This window comes from Corallococcus carmarthensis, assembly GCF_003611695.1.
GTDB lineage: Bacteria > Myxococcota > Myxococcia > Myxococcales > Myxococcaceae > Corallococcus > Corallococcus carmarthensis.
Window position 1 is genome coordinate 1 of record NZ_RAWE01000140.1, and the last position, 25,765, is coordinate 25,765.

Annotated in this window: 16 protein-coding genes; 6 read left to right on the forward strand and 10 right to left on the reverse strand. The window is 70.4% G+C overall.

The features are described from left to right. Positions 1-46: 46 nt before the first annotated feature. On the reverse strand, positions 47-2,989 hold the full coding sequence (locus D7X32_RS29300; RefSeq protein WP_120605862.1) for a choice-of-anchor D domain-containing protein: 2,943 nt from the start codon (positions 2,987-2,989) through the stop codon (positions 47-49). Between the two features lie 418 nt (positions 2,990-3,407). On the opposite strand from D7X32_RS29300, the gene uvrA reads away from it, so the two are divergent. After that, on the forward strand, positions 3,408-6,281 hold the full coding sequence (gene uvrA / locus D7X32_RS29305) for an excinuclease ABC subunit UvrA (RefSeq protein WP_120605863.1): 2,874 nt from the start codon (positions 3,408-3,410) through the stop codon (positions 6,279-6,281). Between the two features lie 22 nt (positions 6,282-6,303). Next, the gene (locus tag D7X32_RS29310; protein ID WP_120605864.1) at positions 6,304-7,752 is read left to right on the forward strand and encodes a POT family MFS transporter; all 1,449 of its coding nucleotides are present in this window, start codon (positions 6,304-6,306) and stop codon (positions 7,750-7,752) included. Here the strand turns inward: D7X32_RS29310 and D7X32_RS29315 are convergent. The 6 genes from D7X32_RS29315 to D7X32_RS29340 form a co-directional block, all read right to left on the reverse strand. Beyond that, positions 7,749-9,944: a sensor histidine kinase gene (locus tag D7X32_RS29315; RefSeq protein ID WP_120605865.1), complete on the reverse strand. Its 2,196-nt coding sequence runs from the start codon at positions 9,942-9,944 to the stop codon at positions 7,749-7,751. The genes D7X32_RS29310 and D7X32_RS29315 overlap by 4 nt on opposite strands. A gap of 16 nt (positions 9,945-9,960) precedes the next feature. Continuing rightward, positions 9,961-11,127 carry an FIST signal transduction protein gene (locus D7X32_RS29320; RefSeq protein ID WP_120605866.1) on the reverse strand — a complete coding sequence of 389 codons (1,167 nt, stop codon included), beginning with the start codon at positions 11,125-11,127 and terminating at the stop codon, positions 9,961-9,963. Between the two features lie 127 nt (positions 11,128-11,254). Further along, complete coding sequence (locus tag D7X32_RS29325; RefSeq protein ID WP_120605867.1) at positions 11,255-12,643, reverse strand: peptide MFS transporter; 1,389 nt, start codon at positions 12,641-12,643, stop codon at positions 11,255-11,257. 172 nt (positions 12,644-12,815) lie between these two features. Further along, positions 12,816-15,743 (reverse strand): ATP-binding protein, encoded by a 2,928-nt coding sequence (locus tag D7X32_RS29330; protein WP_120605868.1) that lies wholly within the window; start codon positions 15,741-15,743, stop codon positions 12,816-12,818. Next, positions 15,740-16,525: a methyltransferase domain-containing protein gene (locus tag D7X32_RS29335; protein WP_171448873.1), complete on the reverse strand. Its 786-nt coding sequence runs from the start codon at positions 16,523-16,525 to the stop codon at positions 15,740-15,742. Before D7X32_RS29335 ends, D7X32_RS29330 begins: the two co-directional genes overlap by 4 nt. Continuing rightward, complete coding sequence (locus D7X32_RS29340) at positions 16,525-18,969, reverse strand: PilZ domain-containing protein (RefSeq protein ID WP_120605869.1); 2,445 nt, start codon at positions 18,967-18,969, stop codon at positions 16,525-16,527. The genes D7X32_RS29335 and D7X32_RS29340 overlap by 1 nt, the downstream gene beginning before the upstream one ends. A 378-nt stretch (positions 18,970-19,347) precedes the next feature. Here D7X32_RS29340 and nadA point away from each other — a divergent pair, with 378 nt between their 5' ends. Then, a complete protein-coding gene (nadA, locus tag D7X32_RS29345; protein ID WP_120605870.1) occupies positions 19,348-20,280 on the forward strand; it encodes a quinolinate synthase NadA in 933 nt (310 codons plus the stop codon). A gap of 86 nt (positions 20,281-20,366) precedes the next feature. After that, positions 20,367-20,978 (forward strand): zinc ribbon domain-containing protein, encoded by a 612-nt coding sequence (locus D7X32_RS29350; RefSeq protein WP_120605871.1) that lies wholly within the window; start codon positions 20,367-20,369, stop codon positions 20,976-20,978. A 50-nt stretch (positions 20,979-21,028) separates the two neighbouring features. Here D7X32_RS29350 and D7X32_RS29355 read toward each other — a convergent pair whose 3' ends face one another. Next, complete coding sequence (locus D7X32_RS29355; RefSeq protein ID WP_120605872.1) at positions 21,029-21,412, reverse strand: metallothionein; 384 nt, start codon at positions 21,410-21,412, stop codon at positions 21,029-21,031. A gap of 178 nt (positions 21,413-21,590) precedes the next feature. On the opposite strand from D7X32_RS29355, the gene D7X32_RS29360 reads away from it, so the two are divergent. Together D7X32_RS29360 and D7X32_RS29365 are read left to right on the forward strand one after the other, a co-directional pair. Then, positions 21,591-23,153 carry a hypothetical protein gene (locus D7X32_RS29360; RefSeq protein WP_208752571.1) on the forward strand — a complete coding sequence of 521 codons (1,563 nt, stop codon included), beginning with the start codon at positions 21,591-21,593 and terminating at the stop codon, positions 23,151-23,153. Between the two features lie 23 nt (positions 23,154-23,176). Continuing rightward, a complete protein-coding gene (locus D7X32_RS29365; protein ID WP_120605874.1) occupies positions 23,177-24,364 on the forward strand; it encodes a hypothetical protein in 1,188 nt (395 codons plus the stop codon). A gap of 192 nt (positions 24,365-24,556) precedes the next feature. On the opposite strand, the gene D7X32_RS29370 is transcribed toward D7X32_RS29365, so the two are convergent. After that, a complete protein-coding gene (locus D7X32_RS29370; protein WP_216618542.1) occupies positions 24,557-25,363 on the reverse strand; it encodes a hypothetical protein in 807 nt (268 codons plus the stop codon). A gap of 158 nt (positions 25,364-25,521) precedes the next feature. Further along, positions 25,522-25,765, reverse strand: a 244-nt coding sequence (locus D7X32_RS46310; protein WP_208752573.1) for a hypothetical protein, incomplete at its 5' end; no start/stop codon positions are given.

Here is a 25,765-nt window from a genome sequence, read left to right on the forward strand (position 1 = left end):
CATCCACCCCCGCCACTTTCCGGTGACGGACGAATGGCCGCCCCGGCTACGGGCAGCCCAGCGGATAGGTGACTTCCACCACGGCGCCCGGGGCCGGGGCGCGCTGCCGGTCGAAGATGACAGCGTTGGCGCGCGCGTCATAGGACCAGCCCTCCGTCACGGGTACGCCATCCACACGGACGGTGATGGCGCCCGGGTCCGAGGGTACCTCCGACAGGGGGAAGGCGCGGTTGGGGCCGAAGGCGCTCTCCGACAGCTTCTCCAGCGAGGTGGCCCAGTTGGGCGTGCAGATGCTGTCCACCACGCCGTTGAGCTTCCGGGCCAGCTCCATGTAGCGGCTGCCGGAGCTGCTGGAGGTGGTGCAGGTGGTCAGGTCCTCCGGGCCCACCACCGCGTTGAAGCTCACCTTGGAGGGGTCGTTCCCCTTCAGGGCCAGGAGGTAGGTCTCATAGAAGGTCACCGGCTGGGCGCTGAAGTCCTCCTCGTCCGACAGCACGATGATGGCCAGCTTCGCGTCCTCGCGCAGGAAGCCGCCGTTGCCGTCGTTGGCTTCGGGGGTGCGCGGATCATCCAGGTCGTAGATCAGCGGATCCGACAGCGCGCGGTACGCGGCATCCAGGCCCTGCTCGTTCCAGTGGCACACGCCCACGTGCGTGTTGGTGGCGAAGACGCCGGCCGCGTTGGGCGTCTCCGGCGTGATGATGCGCGGGCTGGTGCCGTCCACGGGGAACAGGCGCCCGTTCTCACCGCCCAGCGCGCCGCCGGGGCACTCGGACCAGCCGCCGGGAGACGGGTCCAGGCCGGTGGTGGTGACGCCGATGCGGTAGTCCACCTGCGCGGCGGTGGCCGCGGACAGGAAGGCCGCGAAGTTCTCCCCCAGGCTCTGCTGCTCCTCCATCATGGAGCCCGAGTTGTCGACGACGAAGAGCACGTCCACGCGCGCCTCCGCCTCCTGGATGAAGCGATCCGTCTGGTCCGTCTTGTCCATCCCCCGGCCCACGAGCCCCGCGTTGAAGACACTCCCGTCCTTCAGCGTGAAGCGCACCGTCGCCGCGTCCTCACCCTCCTCCACGGGCGCGTACTTCGCGGTGAGCTTCACGCGCCCGCCCGCGGGAATCGTGGCGGGCAGCGCGCCGGACACCGCGAACTCATGCCCCGGCTGCTCCAGCTTCATGCCCGTCACCTTCACGTCCCCCGGGCAGTCGTTGTAGGCCATGAACTCGCGGGTGCGCGGGCCGCACACCAGCCGGTTGATGCCGAAGTCCACCGTGGTGGGCTGCACGGAGAAGCACCCCTGCACGCCCCGGCCCACCAGGTTCACCAGCGGGTGGCCGTGCGTGGGGTGGCTCACCCAGCCCTCCGCCAGTCCCTGGAACTCCCCTTCCGTGGGCGGCTGGAAGCGCACGATGAGCGTCGTCTTCTTGCCGGGCTCCAGCACGCTGTTGGGCACCGTCGAAGCGCGGAAGGCGGGGTCCGAGCCCGACGCCAGCTGGAGCGCCGATACGAAGCACGCCTCCGTGCCGGTGTTGCGCAGCGTCACGCCCAGCGCCACCTCCGAGCCCACCGGCACCTGGCCGAAGTCCAGCACCGAGGGCAGCGCGTACTCGCACGGCGCGAAGGCGCGGCCCTCCCCCGACAGCGTCACGCCATCCGTGGCCGTGGAGGTGCGCTGGGTGGAGGTGACGGCCAGCTGCCCGCTGCTCGCGCTGCCCACGCCCGCGCGCGGGCTGAACGTGATGCCCACCTTCAGCGTGCCCCCGGGCGCCACCGGCTGGCTCGACGGCGGCTGCGCGAGCGTGAAGTAGCCGCCCGCCTGCGTGGTGAGGTGCAGGCCGGTGATGGACGTCTCCTCGCGGCAGTGGTTGTACACGGTGACGTCGCGCGTGGCCGTCATGCCGAAGGCCACCGGCCCGAAGGCCAGGTGCGCGGGCGTCACCTCCACGCACGATGCGCCCCCCTCGCCCGTCAGCGTCACCTTGGGGCCGGGCGACGTCGACTTCGGCTTGCGCACGGACACCTCCACGCGGCCGTTGCGCGCCTTGCCAGCCGCCACGGGCGTGAAGGCCACGCGCAGCTCCACCACCGCGCCCGGAGGCAGGATGTCGCTGGGGAGCGCGGGCGCGCTCACCACCTTGAACACGCCGGAAGGGTCCTCCAGCAGCGACGCGCCCTTGTAGCTGAGCGGCTCATTGCCCAGGTTGCGCACGGTGATGCGCTCCTCGGCGGTGGCGCCCACCGCCACCCGGCCGAAGTCCACGCGCAGCGGCGTCACCTCCAGCGCGCCGGCCACGCCCATTCCCGTCAGCGTCACCACCGCGGGCTCGCAGCCGTCACAGACGGCGATGTGCAGGGCCGCATCCGCGTTGCCCAGCCGCACCGGGCTGAAGGCCACCGGCACCTTGCGCGTCTCGTGCGGCGCCAGCGTGGACGGCAGTCCCGCCCCGGCGGAGAACTCGTCCGCGTCCGCCCCCTCCACCGACAGCACCAGCGGGCTCTCCACGTCGGAGGGGTTGCGCACCGTCACCTCGCGCATCTCCACCAGCCCCAGGTTCACGTTGCCGAAGTCGAGCGCTGACTCCGGCACCTCCACCAGCGCCCTCACGCCGCGCCCGCTCACGGGCACCTGCGTCGCCGCGCCGCCGGAGGCATCCGTGAAGACCTCCAGCTGTCCCTGCACCGCGCCCTCCACGTCGGGCGTGAAGCGCACTTCAATCTCGTGCTCCGCGCCCGCCGTCAGCGTGAAGGGTTCGAACGCGGGGATGCTCACGTTGGGCAGCGACGAGCGCGCCCCCTCCACGCGGTACGACGCGCGCCCCTCGTTCGACAGCCGCAGCTTCATCGCCTTGGTGCGGCCCACGGCAGCGGGACCGAACTCCAGGAGCTCCGGCCGCGCGGCGAAGCCCGTGCGTGCCTGCTGTGAAGTGGGCCGCTCACACGCCGTCCCCGCCGCCACCACCACCGCCAACACCAACCATCGGAGTCCACGCATACAGAGTCCCGTCCTTCCTACACACGGCACCGGTGTCCCCCCACACAGCCCTGCACGTGGATCCGGTCGGCGTAGAAAGGTGCAACCCTGGTGCCTGGACGTCCCAACGAGGCGTCGTCACGCCGCCAACATGGCAAACGGGCGCCCACGCTGGGTCGGGGCGTTTAACGGGTAAAGCAGGAGATTCCACGTTTCGTGGAAGCGACTGCAAAAGCTTCTAAAACGGTGGATGCCACACCGACCCTTCACCCTCTGGGGCCGTGCGACTTTCAGCAGGTATGAGTGGAGCGCGCGGGACGGCCGCGTGCCCGTCTGGCGGGGGGATGCGGGCGGACGTCCCGGGTGTTTTGCCTGAACTTCTCCGGGCGTGCGCCTTTGCGTGCACCGGAACACCCTTTCAGTGATAAAGCGCGCCCCCATGTCCGAGCCCGACGTCATTTCCATCCGTGGAGCCAGGGAGCACAACCTCAAGACCGTCTCCCTGGACATCCCGAAGAAGAAGCTCGTGGTGTTCACCGGCGTGTCGGGCTCCGGCAAGAGCTCGCTCGCGTTCGACACGCTCTACGCGGAGGGCCAGCGCCGCTACGTCGAAAGCCTCTCCTCCTACGCGCGCCAGTTCCTGGGGCAGATGGAGAAGCCCCGCTACGACACGCTGCGCGGCCTGTCGCCCACCATCTCCATCGAGCAGAAGGCGGCCAGCAACAACCCGCGCTCCACGGTGGGCACCGTCACGGAGGTGCACGACTACCTGCGCGTGCTCTACGCCTCCATCGGGGTGCAGCACTGCCCCCAGTGCGGCCGCAAGGTGGGCAAGCAGAGCGCGCAGCAGATCGTGGATGAGATCATGAAGCTGCCCGCGGGCACCAAGCTCCAGGTGCTGGCGCCCATCGTCACCAACCGCAAGGGCGAACATAAGGACCTGCTGGCGGAGGCGCAGAAGCGAGGCTTCTCCCGCGCGCGCGTGGACGGGAAGGTGCGGGAGCTGGAGGAGCGCATCGAGCTGGACAAGAAGTCCAAGCACGACATCGCGCTCGTCATCGACCGTCTGGTGTTGAAGCCGGACCTGCGCACGCGCCTGACGGACTCCGTGGAGACCGCGCTGCGCGAGGGCAAGGGCACGCTGATCATCACGGATGAGAAGGGCACGCTCGCGTCCGACCGCGTGATGAGCGAATTGAACGCGTGCCCCGCGTGCGGCCTGTCCTTCGGGGACCTCACGCCGGCGTCGTTCTCCTTCAACAACCCGCTGGGCATGTGCACGGACTGCAACGGCCTGGGCACCCGCCCGGAGATGGACGCGGACCTGCTGGTGCCGGACCCGTCGCGCAGCATCCGCGACGGCGCCATCGAGCCGTGGGCCAGCGGCATGAACCGCGGCGAGGGCTGGACGGCGGACTTCGTGGAGAGCCTGGCGTCCGCGTTCAAGATTGATCTGGACGTGCCGTACGCGAAGCTGTCCAAGCGGGAGAAGGACGTCCTGATGAACGGCGTGAAGGGCAAGTCCTTCACCGTGCAGTGGGGCGACAACGGCGAGTACAACATGGAGTGGGAGGGCCTGCTCGCCCGCACCATGCGCAACTTCAAGACCACGACGTCGGAGGCGCGCAAGGCGGAGCTCCAGAAGTACTTCAGCGACAAGCCCTGCCCCTCCTGCAAGGGCGAGCGCCTGCGTCCGGAGAGCCGCGCGGTGAAGGTGCACCTGCGCACGCTGGTGGAGCTGAGCCGGATGACCATCACGGAGGCGCGCACCTTCCTCACGCAGATGGGCCTGAGCGCACAGGAGGAGAAGATCGCCCAGGAGCTGCTCAAGGAGATCCGCAGCCGCCTGTCCTTCCTGGTGGACGTGGGCCTGGGCTACCTCACGTTGGACCGCACCGCGTCCACGCTGTCCGGCGGTGAAAGCCAGCGCATCCGGCTGGCGTCGCAGATGGGCAGCGAATTGACGGGCGTCATCTACATCCTGGATGAGCCCTCCATCGGCCTGCACCAGCGCGACAACGGCAAGCTGCTGACCACGCTCAAGCGGCTGCGTGACCTGGGCAACTCCGTCATCGTCGTGGAGCACGACGAGGAGACGATGGAGGAGGCGGACTACCTGGTGGACTTCGGTCCTGGCGCGGGCGAGCTGGGCGGGCAGGTGGTGTCCCAGGGCACGCCCAAGCAGGTGATGGCGGACGAAAAGAGCCTCACCGGCGCGTACCTGTCCGGGCGCCAGGAGATTGAAATCCCGGAGACGCGCCGCGCGCCCAATCCCAAGCACCAGGTCTCCATCGTGGGCGCGACGGAGAACAACCTGAAGAACGTGGACGCGGACATCCCGCTGGGCATCTTCACGGCGGTGACGGGCGTGTCCGGCGCGGGCAAGTCCACGTTGATCAACGAGATCCTGTACCCGGCCCTGGCGCGCGCGCTCTACGAGAGCCGCGAGCCCATGGGCAAGCACAAGTCCATCAAGGGCCTGGAGCACCTGGACAAGGTCATCGACATCGACCAGCGGCCCATTGGGCGCACGCCGCGCAGCAACCCGGCCACGTACACCAAGGTGTTCGACGCCATCCGGGAGGTGTTCGCGATGACGGCGGAGGCGCGCACCTTCGGCTACGGCCCGGGGCGCTTCAGCTTCAACATCAAGGGCGGCCGCTGCGAAGCCTGCGAGGGCGACGGCGTGAAGCTGGTGGAGATGCACTTCCTGGCGGACGTCTACGTCCCCTGCGAGGTGTGCAACGGCAAGCGCTTCAACGAAGCGACGCTGCGCGTGCGCTACAAGGGCAAGAACATCGCGGAGACGCTGGACCTGAGCGTGCGCGAAGCGGTGGACCACTTCGGCGCGCACAAGGACATCATGCGCGTGCTCACGACGCTCACCGACGTGGGCCTGGGCTACCTGCGGCTGGGCCAGCCCTCCCCCACCCTGTCCGGCGGCGAGGCGCAGCGCATCAAGCTGGCGCGCGAGCTGGCGCGCGTGGCCACCGGCCGCACGCTCTACATCCTGGACGAGCCCACCACGGGCCTGCACTTCGAGGACATCCGCAAGCTCTTGTCCGTGCTCAACCGGCTGGTGGAGGCGGGCAACAGCGTGCTCGTCATCGAGCACAACCTGGACGTCATCAAGAGCGCGGACTGGCTCATCGACCTGGGGCCGGAGGGCGGTTCTGGCGGCGGGCAGATTCTGGCCACCGGCACGCCGGAGGACGTGGCGAAGGTGGAGGCCAGCCACACCGGCCGCTACCTCAAGCACGTGCTGGGCAAGGCGCGCCGGGCCCGCATTGGCAAGCGCGTGGACGCGGCCTGAGGGGCCCCGGTAGGGTGGGGGTATGGCCGAGACCTCGACCGCCCCCACCTCCCAGCGCTTCCCGCCCCAGATTCCCTACATCATCGGGAACGAGGCCTGTGAGCGCTTCAGCTTCTACGGGATGCGGAACATCCTCACGGTGTTCTTCATCGACTACCTGCTGCGCACGCACGTGCCGGAGACGGGGCTGCGGGAGGCCCAGGCCAAGAGCCTGATGCACCTGTTCATGGCGGGGGTGTACTTCTTCCCGCTCATTGGCGGCTACCTGGCGGACCGCTTCTTCGGGAAGTTCCACACCATCTTCGTGCTGAGCCTCGTGTACTGCGCGGGGCACGCATGCCTGGCGCTCTTCGAGGACAACGCGAAGGGCTTCTACACGGGCCTGACGCTCATCGCGATTGGTAGCGGCGGCATCAAGCCGTGCGTGTCCGCGATGGTGGGCGACCAGTTCTCGGAGAAGAACAAGCACCTGGTGAAGAAGGTCTTCGCCATCTTCTACTGGACCATCAACTTCGGTTCGTTCTTCGCGTCGCTGTTCGTCCCGCTCTTGATGAAGAACTACGGACCGGCGGTGGCCTTCGGCGTGCCGGGCATCCTGATGTTCGTGGCGACGGTCATCTTCTGGGCGGGCCGCAAGCACTACGTGCTGGTGCCGCCCACGGGCCCCAATCCGCACTCCTTCTTCAAGGTGCTGGGCAGCGCGTTCCGGGGCAAGGACGTGGCGGGCGGCACCTGGCTGGACAAGGCGAAGGCGGAGCACCCCGCGGAGGCGGTGGAGGGCGTGAAGGCGGTGTTCCGGGTGTCCGCGCTGCTGCTGCCCTTCGTGCCCTTCTTCTGGATGCTGTTTGATCAGAAGGCGTCCACCTGGGTGGTGCAGGCGCGGTCCATGGATCCGAACGTGGGTGGGGTGGTGTTCCAGCCCAGCCAGATGCAGTTCATCAACCCCATGCTGGTGATGCTGCTCATCCCCTTCCTGACGGCCGTGGTGTACCCGGCCTTCCAGCGGGCGGGCTGGGAGCTGACGCCGCTTCGGCGCATGCCGCTGGGCCTGGTGATTGGCGCCGCGTCGTTCGTCATCGCGGGCTTCTTCCAGGTGGCCATGGAGGGTGGGACGACGCTGAACATCGCGTGGCAGCTCTTGCCGTACATCGTGCTGACGGTGGCGGAGATTCTGGTGTCCACCACGGGCCTGGAGTTCGCGTACACGCAGGCGCCCCGCGAGATGAAGGGCACCATCCAGAGCGTGTGGCTGGTGACGAACACGCTGGCCAACGTGGCGGTGGCCATCGCCGCGGCGCTCAACGTCTTCACGGGCTCCGCGCAGTTCTTCTTCTACGCGGCCCTGGCGGCCGTGGCCGCCGTGGGCATGGCGCTGGTGGCCCGCCGCTACGTGGTGCGCGACTACTACCAGACGGACGCGCAGGCCCCCATGGATGGCCGCAATCCCGCGGTGGAGCCGAAGCCGGCTTAAGGCCCCGCGTGCGCGGGCGGCTCCGCGGCGGGAGACGCGTGGGGCCCCCGCCGTGGGAGCTCCACCGTGAAGGTGGCCCCATGCCCCGCCTCGCTTGCGACCTGGACGGAGCCCCCCATCCTTTCGACGAGCTGGTTCACGATGTGGAGGCCCAGTCCCAACCCTCCGTAGTGGCGTGACGACACCGCGCGCTCGAAGGGCCGGAAGATGCGCGCGTGCCGCTCCGCCGGGATCCCGATGCCCTGATCCCGGACCTCCAGGCGGGCCATCACGGAGTCCCCCTCCACCCGGACTTCGATGGGCCTGCCTTCGCCGTACTTGATGGCGTTCGAGAGCAGGTTGGTGAAGATCTGATCCAGCCGCGACCGGTCCCACACTCCCGGCATCGCCCTGTCGGCGTGCAACTGGAGCCGGGTTCCCGACGTGGCCAGTTCGGGCGCGAAGCGTGCCGCGACGTCCCGGACCAGCGCGGCGAGGTCCACCTCCTCGAACTCGAGCTCGAGCCGTCCGGCGTGGATGCGGGAGACGTCCAGCAACGTGTTGACGAGCTTCGCCATCCGCTTCGCCTGACGCTCGATGACCTCCAGCGAGTGGGTCACCGTCTCCACCGGCGCGGTCCGGAGCGCGCCGGTCCGGCCCAGGCGCATCAAGCCCTGCACCGACAACTGGAGGGATGTGACGGGGGTCTTCAGCTCATGGGAGGCAATGGAGAGGAACTCATCCCTAAGGCCAATGGCCATCTGGGCCTGCTGATAGAGGCGGGCGTTGTCCAGGGCCATGGCCGCGCGGCGGGCCAGCTCCTGGGCCAGGTCGAAGTCGGCCTGTCCATACCGGCCCCCACCCTCCATGCGGGCAAGGGTGAGCGCGCCGAGCGCATGCGCCCGTGCGAGCAGCGGCACGGAAATCCAGGACGGGAACTCGACGACTTCCGCCAGGTCCTGCCCGTCCCGGACGCAGCCCAGTGACAGGGAGGCGCCCCCTTCCGGGAAGAACTCCGGTTCGCCAACGCGGAGCACGCGTCCCGGGCCATGCGCGGCCTCCAGGTCGGGCAGCGCGCAGTGCATCCGCGCGAGCGCGGTGGCCCGCAGCGCTTCGGAGCGGGCCTCGGTGATCCGCTGGGGGGAGGGACTCCCGTCCAGGAGATCCACCGCGCACCAGTCCGCGAACCGGCGGACGGTCAGCGCGGCCACGCTCCGCAGGGCGTCCTTGGGGGCGAGCGAGCTGGTGAGCAGCCCGGAGGCCTCCGCCAGGAGCGCGGACCTCCTCTCCTGCTCCTCGGCCCGGGCACGCGCCTGTTGCTCCCGCTGAAACGTCTGGTCGCGCTCCTGCTCGGTCCGGCGGTGCTCGGTGATGTCGATGCCGGTGCCGATGACGTACTCGATTGTTCCCGACTCGCCTCGCAGGACGTTGCTGGACCAGGAGATGAGGCGGCGCTCTCCCGTCCGCGTCATCCAGTGGCTCTCGTACTGCTCGTGCCCCTGCCCCGCCGCGAGCACAGCGAAGTTCCGCTTCACCCGCGCTGCTTCTTCCGGCGGCTGGAGCCGCGTCCAGAAATGCGCGCCGCGCAGCTCCTCGAAGGAGTAGCCCGTCATCTCCTGGCACGCCCGGTTGAAGCGGACGATCCGGCCTTCGGGATCCAGGACGATCACCAGGGCACGGGCCGTATCCAGGACCGCCGAACTGAAGTCCCGCTCGTGCTGGAGCGCGCGCTCGCTGTCCAGGGTCCGCGCGAAGAGCCGCCGGTGGATGAGCGCGGTGCGGAGCACGCCGCAGAGCCGGTCCACCATGCCCCGGTATTGCCGCGGCAGACTCGGCTCGCGATCGAAGTACAGCAGCAGCACGCTGGAAGGGGGCCCCGCGTCGTTGATGGGCACGGACCAATGGACGAGCCCCGGCGAGGCCAGCTCCGGATAGGGCAGGTCAGCCTCGGGCCGTTCTGGAAGCGGGAGCTGGCGCGAGGCCGTGGACAGTCCGCTCGCGCCCAGGAGGCCGACCTGTCCCCACGCATCCGACTGGAGCCAGAGGGCGACCATGCACCCCAGCCGCTCCGCGACGCGGTCCAGGAAGTCGTCAGCGGATCTGTCCGGATCCAGGAGGTCGAGCGCCGCGACGGTGAGCTCCTGGAGCACGCTCAAGAGCGCGAGGCGCTCCTCGGTGAGCTTGTGCTCCGCGTCCGCGCCGTGGTCCTCCATGCGCCACCTCGTCCCCTCACCCAGGCAGCGCGACCACCACCGCCGTCTTGTTGTGGAACTGGGGGACCCCACCGCCCATGGCCCCCACCTCGCCCAGGGTCAGACAGCCCACCACCGGGACGCCCGCTCCGAGCGCGTTCTGGAACCTCGCCAGCTCGTCCTGGACTCCCTCCTCCAGGAGGAGGTACCGGGAGACGCAATCGAACACCACCGCGCCACCCACCGCGCCCGGGGTGGCTTCCCGGGCCAGGGTGGCGGCACCGGCCGCGGCGTCGAGCAGGTCCGTACGCTTGCCCTCCATCACGCGGACCAGGGAGCCGTCCGGAACCTCGGCGATGAAGCGGACCGAACCGTCGGGGTCTACGGACAGGGGGTCGCGGATCACGAACTCGCCGTTGGCCTGGGGAATCCCCAGCGGGTGGGTCATCGCGAAGCGGGCGAAGCTCTGCTCATCCAGGGAGTCCCCCCGGCTCACGGCCGTGCGCCGGTAGACCTCGAAGGCGCTCTCGTAGTCGAGTTCGACGGCGGTCGCGCCCCGGGCCTTCGTGACCTGCGAGGGGGGACCATACGGAGACCAGCCGTGCTGGATGCCGACGCCAAATGGCTCCCGGGCATCGAAGGCAATCACCACCACCTGGTCCTGGTAGGCATGCCCTTGCGTGAACTGGGCGGTCTTGACGAACCGGAGGTTGTTGCCCGCTCCGCCCCCGGCCCAGCGGATGCCCGCGCCCGCTTCCTGCTGGGCCCCGCGCACGACCTCCGTCGGATTGCCGCTCAGCGCGTCCGGCAGGATGATCAGCGCACGCCGGTGCCCGGGCGGCTTGGGAGGCAGCTTGCTGACGGCCTCGGCCACCGCCGCGCGCCCGGCCGCCCTGGGGCTCTCACTGACCGGCCCGCCCATTCCCACGCCCACGAGGAAGTCGTCGCCGAGGAAGAGCGCGATGACCAGCCCCTGGAGCAGCAGCTCGGTTCCCGCGAAGACGCCCGCCGCGCTGCACCCGGCCCAGGGAATGTCCCCCAGCACCTTGCGGACCGCGGACGCCAACGCCACCGCGTCGTACTGGTCCGTGCACAGGACGAGCGCGAAGGTGGGGGCGTCCGCGCCTCGCAGCGCCTCCTGGCTCGCCTCCCGCGCGGCGGCGATGCAATCCGCCGAGCGGCTCTTTCCAATCTGGATCCGCATGGGGCTCTAGAATCGATACTCACGCGGGAGCGGGCGTGCAGGGCCCCAGGGCCCACGAAAAACGCCGGGGCACCCAGGGGGCGCTCCGGCGTTCGTACTGCGGGGATTTCGGGCAACCGCCCCCGGCTCAGGTGGCCGGGTGGATGGTGCCTTCCTGGTGCGCGGGCGCCGGCGCGGGCGTCACTTCATCCGTGCCGTGCATCATCCGCTTCAGCATGGGGGCGAGGAACAGCAGGATGACGCCCGCCAGGCCCGCGCCGATGACGATGGTGAGGAACACGCTGAACTCACCCATCTTCTCCGAGTAGCCGCCCAGCACGCCGGACAGCTTGTTGGCCACCGCGTTCGCCAGGAACCACACGCCCATCATCGCGGAGACGACGCGCTGGGGCGCCACCTTGCTGACCATGGAGAGGCCCACCGGCGACAGGCACAGCTCGCCCATGGTGTGGAAGAGGTACGCCATGATGACCCACCAGGCCGCCGCCTTGCCGTCCGCCGCGCTCTCCTTGGAGGCGCCCAGCATGAAGGCGAAGCCCACCGCCAGGAAGATGAGCCCCAGGGACATCTTCACCGGGATGCTCAGGTCCTTGCCCTTCGCGGCCAGCGAGCTCCACACCGCCGCGAACACCGGCGCCAGCGCCACGATGAACACGGAGTTGAAGTTCTGGAACCACGTCGTGGGCACCACCCAGCCGAACATGGAGCGGTCCACCTTCTGGTCCGTGTAGAGGTTCATCAGGCCGCCGGCCTGCTCGAAGCCCGTCCAGAACGCCACCACGAACAGCGCGATGATGAAGATGACGATGATGCGGTCCCACTCCTGGCGGCTGAAGGCGTGGTGCTTGCCGTCCGGCGTCGTCGTCTGCGCCTCGGTGGGGCGCGGCGCGGGCGCGAGGCCCACGTTGCCCAGGAGCCGCTTCTGCAGCGCCAGGAAGATGATGACGCCCAGGGTCATGCCCACGCCGGCGGAGCCGAAGCCCCAGTGCCAGCCCACGCGCTCACCCAGCGTGCCGCAGATGAAGTTGCCCAGCACGGCGCCCAGGTTGATGCCCATGTAGAAGATGGTGAAGGCACCGTCGCGCCGGCCGTCACCCGTGGGGTACAGCCCGCCCACCATGGTGGAGATGTTCGGCTTGAAGAAGCCGTTGCCGATGATGAGGAAGCCCAGGCCCGTGTAGAAGATGGGGACGCCGGGTAGCGCCAGCAGCAGGTGGCCGATGATCATCAGCACGCCGCCCAGCAGCACCGCCTTGCGCTGACCGATGAAGCGGTCCGCGATGTAGCCGCCCAGGATGGGCGTCAGGTACACGAGGCCGGTGTACGTGCCGTACAGGCCCAGCGCATCCGCCGTGGACCAGCCAAAGCCGCCCCGGATCTTGTCGGTGAGGAAGAGCACCAGCAGGCCGCGCATGCCGTAATAGGACATGCGCTCCCACATCTCGGTGGCGAACAACAAATACAGGCCCGGGGGATGCCCCTTGCGGGCCTCGCCCGCGGCGACGGTGCTTTGCATGCCGTGAGTTCCTCGAACGGATTTCTGTGAGGGGGAACGAAAAGTCGCGCGACTGTAACAGGAGTCACGCCATCAGCGAGGACAGAGGACACCACGCGTCCTTGGGAATTCCCGCCCCCTGCGCGAGCGGCCTTTCAGCCCCCCGCGCCCTGTCCGTTCGTGGCCGGGCGCGTCAGCCAATGCGCCGCGACCAGCGGCCGCGACTCGTACCCGTGGTGGGGGTCTGGGCCATGGGCTCCGCGTGCGCCGGACGCAGGGGCAGCCGGACCTCCACCCGCGTGCCCTTCCCCATCTGGCTGGTGATGAGGATGCGCCCGCCGTGCTGCAGGACGATGCGGCGGCTGAGCGCCAGGCCCAGGCCCGTGCCTTCACCCGCGGCGCGGGTGGAGAAGAAGGGCTGGAAGAGCCGCTCCAGGTCCTCCGGACGGATGCCCACGCCGGTGTCCACGATGGTGACGAGCGCCTCCTCGCCCTGCTGCGCCGTCTCCACCTGCACGCGGCCGGTGTCGCCCACCGCGCGCAGGGCGTTGTCCAGCAGGTTGAGCCACACCTGGTTGAGGGTGCCCGGGTCTCCCAGGATGGGGTCCGCGCACTGGTAGGAGCGCTCCACCACGACGCCCGGCGGGACGCGCCAGCCCAGCACGCTGAGCGTGGAGTCGAGCGCCTGATCCAACCGCACCGACACGGGCTTCTCCGCCGTGCGCACGAACGACAGCAGTGACTCCGCCAGGTGGCGGATGCGCTGGCCGCACTCCTCCATCACCTCCAGCATCGCGGGGCCCAGGTTGGGGTCGCCGCCCGTCTGCTTTCCCTGGACCACTTCCTTCAGCGGGATGAGCGCGTTCATCAACCCGTTGAGGGGGTTTCGCACCTCGTGCGCGAAGCCGGAGGTGAGCAGGCCAATGGCCGCCAGCCGCTCGTTCTCCGCCGCGCGCACGGCCGCTTCACGCAGGCGCAGCTGCGTCTCCACGCGCGCCAGCAATTCGCGCGGGCTGAAGGGCTTGCCCAGGTAGTCGTTGGCGCCCGCGCCCAGGGCCTCCACCTTGGCGGAGACCTCCTGGCGCGCGGTGAGCAGGATGACGGGCAGGTCCACCGTCTGCGCGTGGGCGCGCAACTGCACCAGGAGGTTCAGGCCGGACAGCACCGGCATCATCACGTCCGACACCACCAGGTCCGGCCGTTCCTCCAGCGCGCGGCGCACGCCCTCCTCGCCGTTGGTGGCCTCCAGCACCCGGTAGCTGGGCGCGAGGATGTCCGCGATGAAGGCGCGGATCTCCGCGTCGTCCTCCACCACCAGGATGCGCGGGGCCTTCGCGTCCGCGCGCGTGTGGTCCTGCGGCTCGGTGGGGCGCTGCGCCCCGGCGACGGTGGCGGCCAGCACGGTGGCGAAGCGGCCGGAGCTGCGGCGCTCGCGGCGCGTGGGCAGGTCCGTGGCGCGGCGCTCGCGCAGGTCCTCGCGCAGGTGCTGCGTGCCCTTGGGCAGCCGCACGCGGAAGCTTGAGCCCTGCCCCACCGTGCTCGACACCTCGATGTGGCCCGAGTGCAGCTCCAGCGTCTCCTTCACCAGCGCCAGGCCGATGCCGCTGCCCCCGAAGCGCCGCGTGCCGGACGTGTCCGCCTGGGCGAAGCGGTCGAAGATGACGGCCAGGTCCGCGGGCGCCATGCCCTGCCCCGTGTCCACCACCTCCACGTGCACGTCCGTGTCGTCCTCGCGCAGGCGCACCAGGATGCTGCCGCCCGCCGGGGTGAACTTGAGCGCGTTGGAGACCAGGTTGTGGAACACGCCTTCAATCCGCTCCGCGTCCACGTGCACCGGCGACACCGGCCCGCCCTCCAGCGTGAGGGTGAGCCCCTGCTTCTCCGCCACGGTGCGGAAGGGCAGCAGCTGCGAGGACAGGAACGCGTGCAGCTCCAGCGGCTGGTAGCGCAGGCGCACCTTGCCCGCCTCCAGCTGGGCCAGGTTGAGCAGGTTGTCGATGAGCCGCAGCAGCCGCTGCGTGCTCCGGTCCAGCGTCACCAGGTGCTGCCGCACCACCGTGGGCAGCGACTCCGGCTCCTTCTGGAGCGCGTCCAGCGACAGCAGGATGAGCGTGAGCGGCGTGCGCAGCTCATGGCTCACGTTGTCGAAGAACTCCGTCTTCAGCCGGTCCTGTTCGCGCTGCTTGACGAGCGCCGACTCCAGCTTCGCGTTGGCTTCCGACAGCTCCCGCGTGCGCGCCACGACGCGGTCCTCCAGCGCCACGTTGCTGCCGAACACCTCGTCGTAGCGCTGCTGCAGTTCGCGCAGCGAGCCCATGTTCGCCTGGGCCTGCGCCGCGAGCAGCTCATCCTTGCGCTTGAGTTCGCGCCGCCGGTCCAACCAGCCGCCCAGCGCGAAGCCGCCCACGCCCAGCGACGCCACGGAGAAGAGCGCGTCCCCCCAGCCCACGTGCGTGGCCAACAGCCCGCTCACCATGCCCAGCAGCAGGCCCAGGTAGTGGCCCCAGAGCGCGGGCGGATCCGACCACGTGAGGTGGTAGCGGCACGCCTCGCCGCCCAGCACCTGGCACTCCGTCTCCCGCACCTCCGCGGGCGCCAGGCCCCAGATGGTGGGGAAGGACGCGAACTGGCCCATGCGCAGCTCGCAGATGTTGCGGTTCTGCTCCGGGATGCTGCTGCGGTAGGACAGCCTGAGCCGCTTGTGCTCCAGCAGGTCCACCGCGAACGTCCCCACCCGGTTGTAGCTGGGGGAGAAGTCGATGGTCTGCTTGTAGCAGGCCTTGGGCGAACCGAAGGCGCGCAGCATGTAGAAGACGAAGCCCAGCGCCTGCGGCGACGCGGTGAACAGGCCCGCCTCGCGCATGAAGCGCGAGTCGCCGGACTCCTGACGCAGCGCCATCGCCGCGCGCTCCAGGAAGCGCAGCGAGACGTAGTTGGTGGGCTGGCGCATGTAGTCCAGCCCCAGGCTGAACCCGTGCTCGCGCCACACCTTGGCCAGCCGCTCCGCGCCGTAGCGGTGCTCGAAGTAGAGCAGCAGCGTGGACGTGGCGCGGACGCTCACCTCGGGGGCGTTGTCCGGTGACACGTCCTGCACCTTCACCGCCGGCAGGCGTTGGGTCACGGTTTCGTTCCTTCGGTGACCAGCGTCACCGCGTACTTCAGTCCCTCCGGGTCCTCGAGCATCGCCAGGAACTCGTCGCAGTGCGACTGGTAGGCCTCGAGGCCGCCGAAGACCGCCACGCCCACCGGCGCCAGCGCCTCGAAGCGCGTCTTCCAGTCACGCACGAGCCGCGCCTCCGCGGCGCCCGGGGAGAGATAGAAGGGCATCAGGTGCACGTGCACGTCGGAGAGCCCCGCGCGGCGGAATTCGGAGAACAGCTTGCGGCCGACGTGCAGGTCGAACCCGCGCGCCGCCAGGGCATCCACGACGCGCTGGGTGCCCGCGCGCAGGTGCTCCGGGAAGGGCCAGTTCTGGAGGCCCAGCCCGTCGATGTCGGACACCACCACCCGCCCCCCGGGCCGCGTCACGCGGATGAGCTCCGCGAGCGCGACATGCCGGTCCGGCAGGTACTCGAAGACGTACTGGCTCCACGTGTAGTCGAACGCGTCCGGGGGCAGCCCCGTGGCGCGCACGTCCGCCTGGAGGAACGTCAGGTGCGCGCGGTGGGCGTTGCGCGCTCGCGCCTCCGCGACGCGGCCCTCGTGCGAGTCCAGGCCGGTGACGTGGCCGCCCTCCCCCACCAGCTCCGCCATCAACTCGGCGATGCCACCGGGGCCGCACCCGGCGTCGAGCACGCGGTCCCCCGGCTTGAGGCCCGTGCGGCGGAGGACAGCGCGCGTGTCCTGGGACTGCTCCTGCTCCCAGAGGCGGCGGGACTCGTCTGCGGATTCCATCAGGTACATCACAGCGCCTCCTGGTTCTGGGCCGCGGCCGTCACGGATGACGGAGCCCGTTGCTTCATGCGCCGCATGGGCATCTGCCGTTCGAAGAGCGAGCGCCAGGCCTCGCACCAGCGGCGCACCATGGAGCGGTGGAAGGTCCACTCGGAGAAGCGGCCCTGGTCCACGAAGCCCAGCTCGCGCAGCACCGGCACGTCCAGCACGTCCACCATGCCCAGCGCCGCGTGCCGGCCCCGCTCGCGCGCGTGCGTCATGCACCGCAGCACCAGCGCCGCCACCGCGTCCTTCGCGCGAGGGTCTTCCCGGTCCGCCACCACCAGGTTGAAGCCGTTGGTGACTTCAATGAGGCTCAAGCCCGGCGTGGCCTCGTCCTGGAGCGCCAGCGCGAGCGGCCCCGCCTCGCCCTCCACCACGAACATCCGCCGCTCCCGGTGCAGCCCCGCCGTCCGGAAGCGCTCGGACAGGGAGGCCTCGGCGCCGGGATCCGCGCGCAGGTCCTCGCTGAGCAGGCGCACCATCTCCCCCCGGCGGCGCAGGTACGACTCCAGCCACCGGCGGTCCTCCGGGCCCGCCTCGCGCACGGCGGGCAGCGCCGCCACGTCCATGGCGGGCTCCAGGTCCAGGTCCGCGCGCAGGTAGTGGAACTGGCGCAGGTGGCACAGCCCCTGGCCCTCCAGCACGCGCGCCAGCCACGTGCCCAACCGGTGCGGCCAGCGGTTGTCGGTGCGCCACATGTAGCGGATGAACTCCACGTCCTCCATCGCCTCGCCCACCTCCACCGCGAGCGACGTGAGCTCGCTGGAGATCTGCTCGCTGCGCCGGAAGCCCGGCATCACGGCCAGGTGCTGCACCAGCCACGTGCCGGAGTACATGCGCAGGCCGTTGACGTGTCCCAAGAGCCGGTGCGTGTCGGTGAAGACGAGCGAGCGCCCCAGCTCCCGCGCGCGGCTCAGCCGCTCATGCGTCGCTTCCAGCACGGGCAGGACGCGCGACTCCTCGCCGAAGGGATGGTCCGGGTGGAAGGTGTAGCGGGCGTCCTCCATCATCCGCCAGAGGTCCGGGAAGCGGAACACCGCGCCGTCGCGCACCTGGGGCGCACGCGCGGACACGAACGCGTCAATGATGGCGTCGCGCACCGTGCGCGGCATGTCCAGGATGCGCACGCCGCAGCGGTAGGGCCGCAGGCGCTGATCATGCCGGGACTCGAAGGGGACGACCTCCACCGAGCGCACCTCCACGCGGCACGCCACCTCCGAGCCATCCGGCAGGAGCAGCGTGGTGTCCAGGTGCGAGCCCACCGGCAGCACCTCGCACGACGCGTCGATGGGGAAGGCGAACCCGCGCGCGCCCAGGTCCAGCACCGCGCGGGTGATGCGCTGGCCGCTGAACGGAGACGTGAAGTGCACGAGGAAGCGGTGGTGCGCGCTGGGACGGAAGCGCTGCTGCCCGCGCCGGTTCTCCACCGCCAGCGACCGGGGCATGCCCAGCGACACGCCGTCATGCCCGACGTGGAGCATGCTGGTGACGCCCCGGTAGCGCTGGCCGCCCATCTCGAAGGAGAGGTGGACCACCTCCCCCACGCTCGCGGGCAGCCCCGGGGACACCCGTCCGCGCAAGAGGCCCCGCTCGTCGCAGGGCTCCACCGTGGCGGACTCCAACCGGAAGTGCGCCGCCTGGCTGTCCGGCGAATGCAGCCACACCGGCAGCTCGCGCCGGAGCGCCTTGCGCAGCGCGGCCTGCACCGCCACCGCGTCGCGCAGCGTGCGCGGCGGAGCGGACGTCGCCTCCGGGTGGGCGGGCCGCCAGGAGATGCCCACGCGCAGGAACGCGTGCGTCCCCTGCTGGATGGGGGTGGCGTGGCGCACGTAGGCGCGGTCCACGTGGAGCACGGGCCGGCCGTCGCGCACCATGGTCAGCGAGTCCAGGGGCGTGCCCGGAAGGAAGGCCGCCATCGACGCGTCCATGGGCACCTGGAGCGCGGCGCCGAAGTGGCCCAGGTCCTGGCACTCGGCGGTGAAGGGCTGGCCGCGCAGGACGAAGTCCACCCGCATCCCCGCGTCCAGCGACACGCGCGTGGAGGCGCGCAGCTGGAGGATGTCGCGCAGGCGCACGCTCAATTCGCCCTCGGTCAGCGCGTCGTCCACCGTGCTGAAGACGTGCCCCTCCGCGGCCGTCTCCACCAGTTCCTCCAACCCGTGCTGATCCGACCGCGCGCAGACGAACACGCAGACCGCTTCCGGCGCCGCGCGGTCCACGTGCCGCAAGAAGCGGCGCGCGTTGTCCGCGGGCGCGATGATCAGCGTGGGCACGGACGCCTCCATGCGCCGCGCGGCCTCCAGCTGTGAGCCCACCACCGAGACCCGGTGCGCACCCAACGCGGACTTCAGCGCGTTGCGGCGCATCTCGTTGGGGTGGACGATGAGAACTTCGTGAGTCGGCACGCTCATGGATTTTTCCCGACGCGCAAGAGCCACACCGGCGCCCGTGCATGGCGCCATTCCCGTCGACGCGGGGCATGCACGCGCCCCGTTCCCGCCATCCGCTTGTCTTGAGTGTCCGAGCCTGGTGCTCTCTCTGGTGCCAGCAGGGTTCGCGCTGTGACGCCTTCCCGGTGACCCGCCGGCGAACAACCAGCGCGTACTTTACCTGCTCCCACGGATTAGGTGATGTACGCGGGGGTGAGAGGACTTTTCGGAATAGGTTAAAGACGCGCAGTCAACCGGGACCCCTTGGTGGGTAGGGACGCACGCACGGGCCCGGTGCGGCGCGCTGGCTCCGCGCTCCGAACGCCGTTACAGAATGCGCGGGCGATGAGGAGGCCCCCCATGGGCGAGACGGTCGATTACGAGGCGGGCATCCAGGAGCTGAAGCGCTCCATGAACGCGGTCATCCTGGCGCACTACTACCAGGAGAGCGAAGTGCAGGACGTGGCCGACTTCGTCGGTGACAGCCTGGCGCTCGCGCAGGCGGCGGCGCGGACGGAAGCGGACGTCATCGTTTTCTGCGGTGTGCACTTCATGGCGGAGACCGCCAAGATTCTGAATCCCAGCCGACAGGTGTTGCTTCCGGACCTCAAGGCCGGCTGCTCACTGTCGGACCGGTGCCCGCCCGCGGCCTTCAAGGCGTTCAAGGACAAGCACCCGGACGCCTTCGTGGTGTCGTACGTGAACAGCTCCGCCGCGGTGAAGGCGATGAGCGACGTCATCTGCACGTCCTCCAACGCCGTGCGCATCGTGAACCAGATTCCGAAGGACCGTCCCATCCTCTTCGCGCCGGATCAGCACCTGGGGCGGCACGTGATGAAGGAGACGGGCCGCGACATGGTGCTGTGGCCGGGCAGCTGCATCGTCCATGAAATCTTCAGCGAGAAGAAGCTCGTCGGGCTGAAGGTGGAGCATCCGGACGCGCTGGTGGTGGCCCACCCGGAGTGCGAGCAGCAGGTGCTGCGGCACGCGGACTTCATCGGCTCCACCAAGGCCATCCTGGATTACGTGGTGAAGAGCCCGAAGCAGAAGTTCATCGTGGTGACGGAGGCCGGCATCCTCCACCAGATGAAGAAGGCCGCGCCGGACAAGACATACATCCCGGCGCCGCCGGACAACGGGTGCGCGTGCAACGAGTGCCCGTACATGCGCCTCAACACGATGGAGAAGCTCTACCGCTGCATGAAGGACCGGACCCCGGAGCTGGTGCTGCCGGCGGACCTGCAGCACGCGGCGCTGGCGCCCCTGCAGCGGATGCTGGAGTGGTCCGCCTGAAAGAAGCACACGCGGACTGTCGCCCGCGTCCCACGTTTGCCAACTCGCGTCTTGCGGATGGCGGGCCCAAGTGCCATGGAAGGGACGTGGCCTTCCGATTTCTCGCACTTCCCGCCCACCGGCTGGTGGACTTCCCCAAGACCCTGCCGGACGAAGAACGCCTCGAGCCGGACCTGCCTCCCGTGCTCGAGGCCGTGGAGCGCGCCCTGGCCGGCGCCGAGTTCCGCGACCTGAAAGCCCGCGACCGCATGCGCGCCCTGCTCCAGGGGGACCGGCCCCCGGCCCTGGGTTCGCCGGGCAAGGGCTACGGCCCCAGCGCCATCTTCGCCCAGCCGCCCCAGGACCTGCCGGCGCTGCTGCGCATGGCGGACGAGCTGGAGCAGCTGGCGCGCCGGGAGGCGGGCGAGCGCGCACTGGTGTGGAAGTGCGGCGAGTGCAGTGCCCGCTACGCGGTGCCGGTGGCCCTGGTGCGCCAGGTGTCCATCCGCTGCGAGCGCTGCGGCCACCCGGTGCAGCTGTCCTCGCAGCAGAGCCTGGGCGAGGAGGCCCTCATCGACCCCTTCCAGGGCGCGGTGAACAGCAGCCGGCACGAGCTGGCGGCCTTCTTCCGTGAGGCCATGGCGCGCGGCTGGCCCGTGCTCGTGTCCGAGGGCGGAGCCCCTGCCCCGCGCGCGCGTCCCTCCAGCCCGGCGGCCTGAGCCACCCGCCCGGGTGCACCCCGGGGGCCTTTCACGGCCCCCTTCCCGCCTCAGATGAAGATGCCGGCGGAGGCGTCGTTGCGCGCCTCCTGGAGCTCCTGCGTCGCCGGACGGCCGCGCAGCGCATCCATCACCTGACGCGGCGCGTGACGGCCCGAGCACTTGGAGCACTCGCACTTGCCACGCTTGCAGGTGCAGTCCGCCTTGCTGCCGCAGGAGCACTTCGCCGTCAGCAGCTGATCCAGCTCCTCCAGGGGACGGGGCGCGTCGTCCTTCTTCGCCTCCGGGGCCGGGGGCGTCGCCGGGTCCCGCGGCGTGCTGCCCTTGGAGGCGGCCGCCTTCGCGTGGGCCTCGCAGGCGTGGGCGCTGACGGGGATGAGCCAGAGGCCTCCCAGCAGCAATCCCGCGGTCATCAACGTCGCGCTGCGTGCCATGTCGCTCTCCTTGGCGAGGCCCTCGAAGACAGGGGGAGGCGTCCGCCGTCCCGGCCTATAGCGCAGGGCATTCCCCCTGCCAAGGCATTCGCACGCACCTTTGCCTACCCATCAACGGAGCGCACGGTGCGCTCGCCCGGCGCGGGGGCGCGCGCGTACAGTCCGCGCCCTCCTGCCCGTGACGAATCAAACCGCCCGCATCGCCTTCGTTGCCGCGCTCGTCCTTGGCGCGCTCCCGCTCTGGGTGTCGCGCTCCCTGCCGATGGTGGACCTGCCGCAGCACCTGTACCTCATCTCGGTGCTGCACCGGCTGGACGACCCGACGACGCTGTACCCCACGCTGTTCGCGGCCCGGCACGAGCTGACGCCCTACCTGGGCTACTACTACCTCGTCAGCGCGCTCAACTGGCTCTTGCCGCTGGAGCTGGCCAACCGCGTCTTCCTCACCGCGTACGTGGTGGGGATGCCGCTGGGCATGGCCTTCCTCTTGCGGAGCCTGGGCCGGCCGTCGTGGCCCGCGCTGCTCACGCTGCCGCTCGCGTATGGGGACAGCTTCGGCTGGGGCTTCATCAACTACCTGGCGGCCCTGCCGCTGACGCTGCTGTGCTGCGGCCTCTTCGTGCGGACGCTGACGGACGCGCCGCGCCGCGCGCGCTGGGGCGTGGGGCTGGCGGTGTGCCTGGTGGCGGTGCTGCTCTTCCACGTGCAGGCCTTCGGGTTCCTGGCGTTCGGGCTGCCGTGGCTGCTCTTCACCACGCCGGTGCCGGAGGACGCGGCGGCGCGCGGCGTCGGGGCCCGGCTGCGGCCGCGCGTGCCGGCGCTCCTGGGCGTGGTGCCCGGCGTGACGCTGTTCCTGTCGTGGGTGGTGCTCCGGTTCGGCAACCCGCCGGACATCCAGCCGGGCGCGCCGTGGAAGGCGTGGGGGCCCACGTTCTCCCCGCAGAACCTGGCGTGGAAGGGCTTCGAGCAGAACCGCGCGGAGTTCTTCCAGGTGCTCGCCAACACCTTCCACGACGGCTCGGACCGGTGGCCGCTGTACGCGGTGGGCGCCGTGGCGGTGGCGGGCTGGATGCTCGGCCTCGTGGGGCCGGGGACGCGGCGCGAGGGCATGGTGGCGCGCTGGCGGCTCCTGGGGCTGGGGGTGCTGGCGCTGGCGCTGTACTTCCTGCTGCCCTTCGACATCCGGGGGTACGTCTACTACCTCAACACGCGCTACGCGTACCTGGCCGCGGCCCTGCTGGTGGCGAGCATGCCGGCCGCGCGCGCGGAATGGCGGCGGCCGTTGGGGCTCGCGGCCGTGGCGAGCGCGTTGCTGCTGGCCTTCGTGATGGGGCGCGGCTTCCAGCGCTTCTCCGAGGAGGCCCGCGAGCTGGAGGTGCTGTCCGGCTTCGCGGCGAACCGGCCAAAGGTGATGGGGCTGGTGTTCGACCCGCGCTCCAGCGTGGTGCGCTTCCCCGTCTTCATCCACGCGGCGGCGGTGGTGGCGCGTGAGCGCGGCGGGGTGCCCAACTTCACCTTCGCCACGACGCCGCACTCGCCGCTGCGCTACCGGGGGGAGGTGCCGCCCACCTTCCCGTCCGAGTGGCGGCCCCAGGAGCTGGACTACGCGACGCAGGGCGTCTGGTACGACCACTTCCTCGTGCGCGGGGTGCATCCGTCCCGGGTGTTCGGCGGGCGGCTCCAGTCGGAACTGGTCATCGTGGGACAGACCGGAGGGAGCTGGCTGGTGCGGCGGCGGTAGCGCGTGAAGTAGAAACCCGGCGCATGAGCCCTGCCTCCACCGAGCCCCGTCCCCTGCTGGATGCGCTGCGCGCCGGCACGCCCCTGCCCGCCTTCCCGGAGGCGGACGTCGAGCAGGCCCGGAGGCTCGTGAACGACGTGGGCTCCGCGTCCGCCGCGTCCGTGGAGGCGCTGCCTGAAGCCCTGGCGGGCGCGGTGCTGGAGGCCGCGGTGCTGGCGGGCCAGTCGGCACTGCCGGAGGCCCTGTCCGCCTCCCCGGTGAAGCCGCTGGCCAAGGCCGCGAAGAAGGCGCTCTACCGGCTGCGCTCGCGCGGCGTCACCCCGCCGGAGGCGCCCAAGGCACAGCCCCCGGCTCCGGCGCCGGAGGCGCTGCCCACGCTGGTGACCCTGGTGTCGTCGACGGGGCAGTACGGCGTGCTGCTCACGCGCGTGGTGCGCGGCGGCGTGGAGCTGCTCCAGGTCATCGCGTCGGATGAGCAGGGCGTGCTGGAGCTCACCCGCACCGAGCAGAGCCGGGGAGACCTCCGCCGCATCCTGAAGCACGGGCTGCAGAACGGCTTCGGCATGGAGGTCTCCCGCGAGGAGGGGGCGCGGCTGCTCGCCGAGGCCGCGGCCCTCAACCTGCGCACCCGGACGCCCTTCCCGCCGGAAATGGAGGCCGCGCTGCGCCACCACGGGGTGCAGCCCGTCCACGAGCCCGAGCCCCTCCCCGCCCCCGAGCCCGACGATGTGCGTCGTGCCCTGGAGGGCGATCAGCTCCACGCGACGCCGGAGCTCGCGGAGTGGATGCCGCCCGACGCGGAGGTGCGGGGGTTGATGGAGCAGGTGCAGGCGCTGGCCTCGAGTCCCCTCGCCCTGAGCGGAGCCCAGCGTCAGGAGCAGGTGCAGCAGCGGGTGCGGGACGCGGCGCGGGCCTGGTTCACCCCGGAGGTGCGCCAGCGCTACGCGCGCCGCCTGTGGCGCATGGCGGCCTTCTTCGACGCGACCCAGCGGGCCCTCCAGGCGGACATCGCGAGGGGCGAGGCGCGGCGCCTCTTCCACGGACTCGACGAGCCCTTCTCACGCTTCGCGGAGACGCTCTTCGCCAAGGTCGTGGTGCTGGCCGCGGCCGGAGCCCAGGCGCAGGCAGCTCAGGGCGCCACGGCTCCCGGAGAGCTTCCCACCGCCCCCACGAACGAGCGGCGCAGCCCCGGTGGACTCATCCTGCCCTGACGCGTTCGGGGCCCAGGGAGGCCGCTGGCGGCATCCGGTGACGTGCGGAGCAGCGCCAGCGGTCATCCTCCATCCTGACGCCGCCGGGCCCCATGAGGACCCCGGGCGGCATCTTCCGGCGGCGGGCCATGCCTCCGGAACGGCCCGCTTCCCGGACGCCGGACAGGCGCCCGGGGAGCGGACCCGCTGACGTCAGACCTGCTCCGTGCGAGCGCACAGGAGCAGGTCCAGGTTCTCCCGCTCCCAGGCGAGCGCCCGCTGGTAGTCGTGGAAGCGCTTCTCGTGCTCCATCAGCTCCGGTGGGTGGATGCAGCGCCGGCCGTCGTCGCCCCTGCGGGCGCGGTAGACGTGGTGCAGCATCTCGTGGAAGACGATCCACTCCACGAAGTACCGGGGCACCAGCGGCTGGTCCAACGCCGGGTGGATGCGGATGACCTTCGAGTCCGCGGAGTACGAGCCCATCTTGATGCTCTTGCGCGGACCCTTCACCCGGGGCGCCGGCCCGTAGGTGATGGCCGCGTCGATGCGGCTCTGGAAGTAGCGCTCGTTGAGCCGCTCATAGATGCGCCCCAGGTCGTGGTAGCGCCCCGCCGGTGTCAGCCGCAGCCGCTTGCGCATCTGCGCCGGGGACAACCGGCGGATGAAGACGCGGTTGCGCTCGATGTAGCGGTCCAGGAGCGCGCTCGCGTCCGCGTCCCCCTTGCGCACGAAGCTGGCGAGCGCCTGGAGCACCTCGTCCGGCGCGGCCAGGAACATGTGGTGCAGCCTCAACCGCCACAGCGCGCGCTGACGTTGGAACGTCAGCATCGTGTGGGTGTTGTCGTGGATCTCCACCGCCACCTTCCCCCGCAGCCGCGTGCGCAGCCGGCGCTCCAACACGCGCCGCCACACCTTCACCAGTCGGTTGGGCTCCGGGGCGACCGGGAGCTGCCGGGCCACCCTCCCCGCGGGGTAGGTCCTCTGTCGGTTGATGTTCTTCTGCTTCTTCGCGCGAGCCATAGAGGGGCCGGAGTCTACGGACCCCTCTGACATGTGTAAACGCGCCCGCTTGGTGGAAAGCCAAGGAATTCCAACGACTTAAGGGCACTCAAGCTTACCCGGTCCTACGTGTCCTCCGCAGGGTGCGGATGCCGCATACGCGTAAGTCGCCGTGCCAATTAGCGCTTCCTCCGGCATGGGACCCGGAGCGTCTGGAGTTCCCCGGTTACAGGTCGGATGTTGTAGGTCTCAATACCCCGAGGTGCCCGCTTTCCGGGGCAGGTGTACTGGACGCGAAACACGCCGGGAGCCAGGGCGACCACCTGGTTGATGGGCAGCTTTCCGCCCCCCGGCCGGCCAAGCACGGTGCGCACCGGGGCCTCGAAGCGGACCTCCACGGTGGCGGGGGGTGGGGGTTCGGCG

Bases quoted from the DNA above. Each gene is read 5' to 3' on its own strand.
- D7X32_RS29300 (WP_120605862.1), bottom strand. From the start codon at position 2,989: ATGCGTGGACTCCGATGGTTGGTGTTGGCGGTGGTGGTGGCGGCGGGG.
- uvrA (WP_120605863.1), top strand. From the start codon at position 3,408: ATGTCCGAGCCCGACGTCATTTCCATCCGTGGAGCCAGGGAGCACAAC.
- D7X32_RS29310 (WP_120605864.1), top strand. From the start codon at position 6,304: ATGGCCGAGACCTCGACCGCCCCCACCTCCCAGCGCTTCCCGCCCCAG.
- D7X32_RS29315 (WP_120605865.1), bottom strand. From the start codon at position 9,944: ATGGAGGACCACGGCGCGGACGCGGAGCACAAGCTCACCGAGGAGCGC.
- D7X32_RS29320 (WP_120605866.1), bottom strand. From the start codon at position 11,127: ATGCGGATCCAGATTGGAAAGAGCCGCTCGGCGGATTGCATCGCCGCC.
- D7X32_RS29325 (WP_120605867.1), bottom strand. From the start codon at position 12,643: ATGCAAAGCACCGTCGCCGCGGGCGAGGCCCGCAAGGGGCATCCCCCG.
- D7X32_RS29335 (WP_171448873.1), bottom strand. From the start codon at position 16,525: ATGTACCTGATGGAATCCGCAGACGAGTCCCGCCGCCTCTGGGAGCAG.
- D7X32_RS29340 (WP_120605869.1), bottom strand. From the start codon at position 18,969: ATGAGCGTGCCGACTCACGAAGTTCTCATCGTCCACCCCAACGAGATG.
- nadA (WP_120605870.1), top strand. From the start codon at position 19,348: ATGGGCGAGACGGTCGATTACGAGGCGGGCATCCAGGAGCTGAAGCGC.
- D7X32_RS29355 (WP_120605872.1), bottom strand. From the start codon at position 21,412: ATGGCACGCAGCGCGACGTTGATGACCGCGGGATTGCTGCTGGGAGGC.
- D7X32_RS29365 (WP_120605874.1), top strand. From the start codon at position 23,177: ATGAGCCCTGCCTCCACCGAGCCCCGTCCCCTGCTGGATGCGCTGCGC.
- D7X32_RS29370 (WP_216618542.1), bottom strand. From the start codon at position 25,363: ATGGCTCGCGCGAAGAAGCAGAAGAACATCAACCGACAGAGGACCTAC.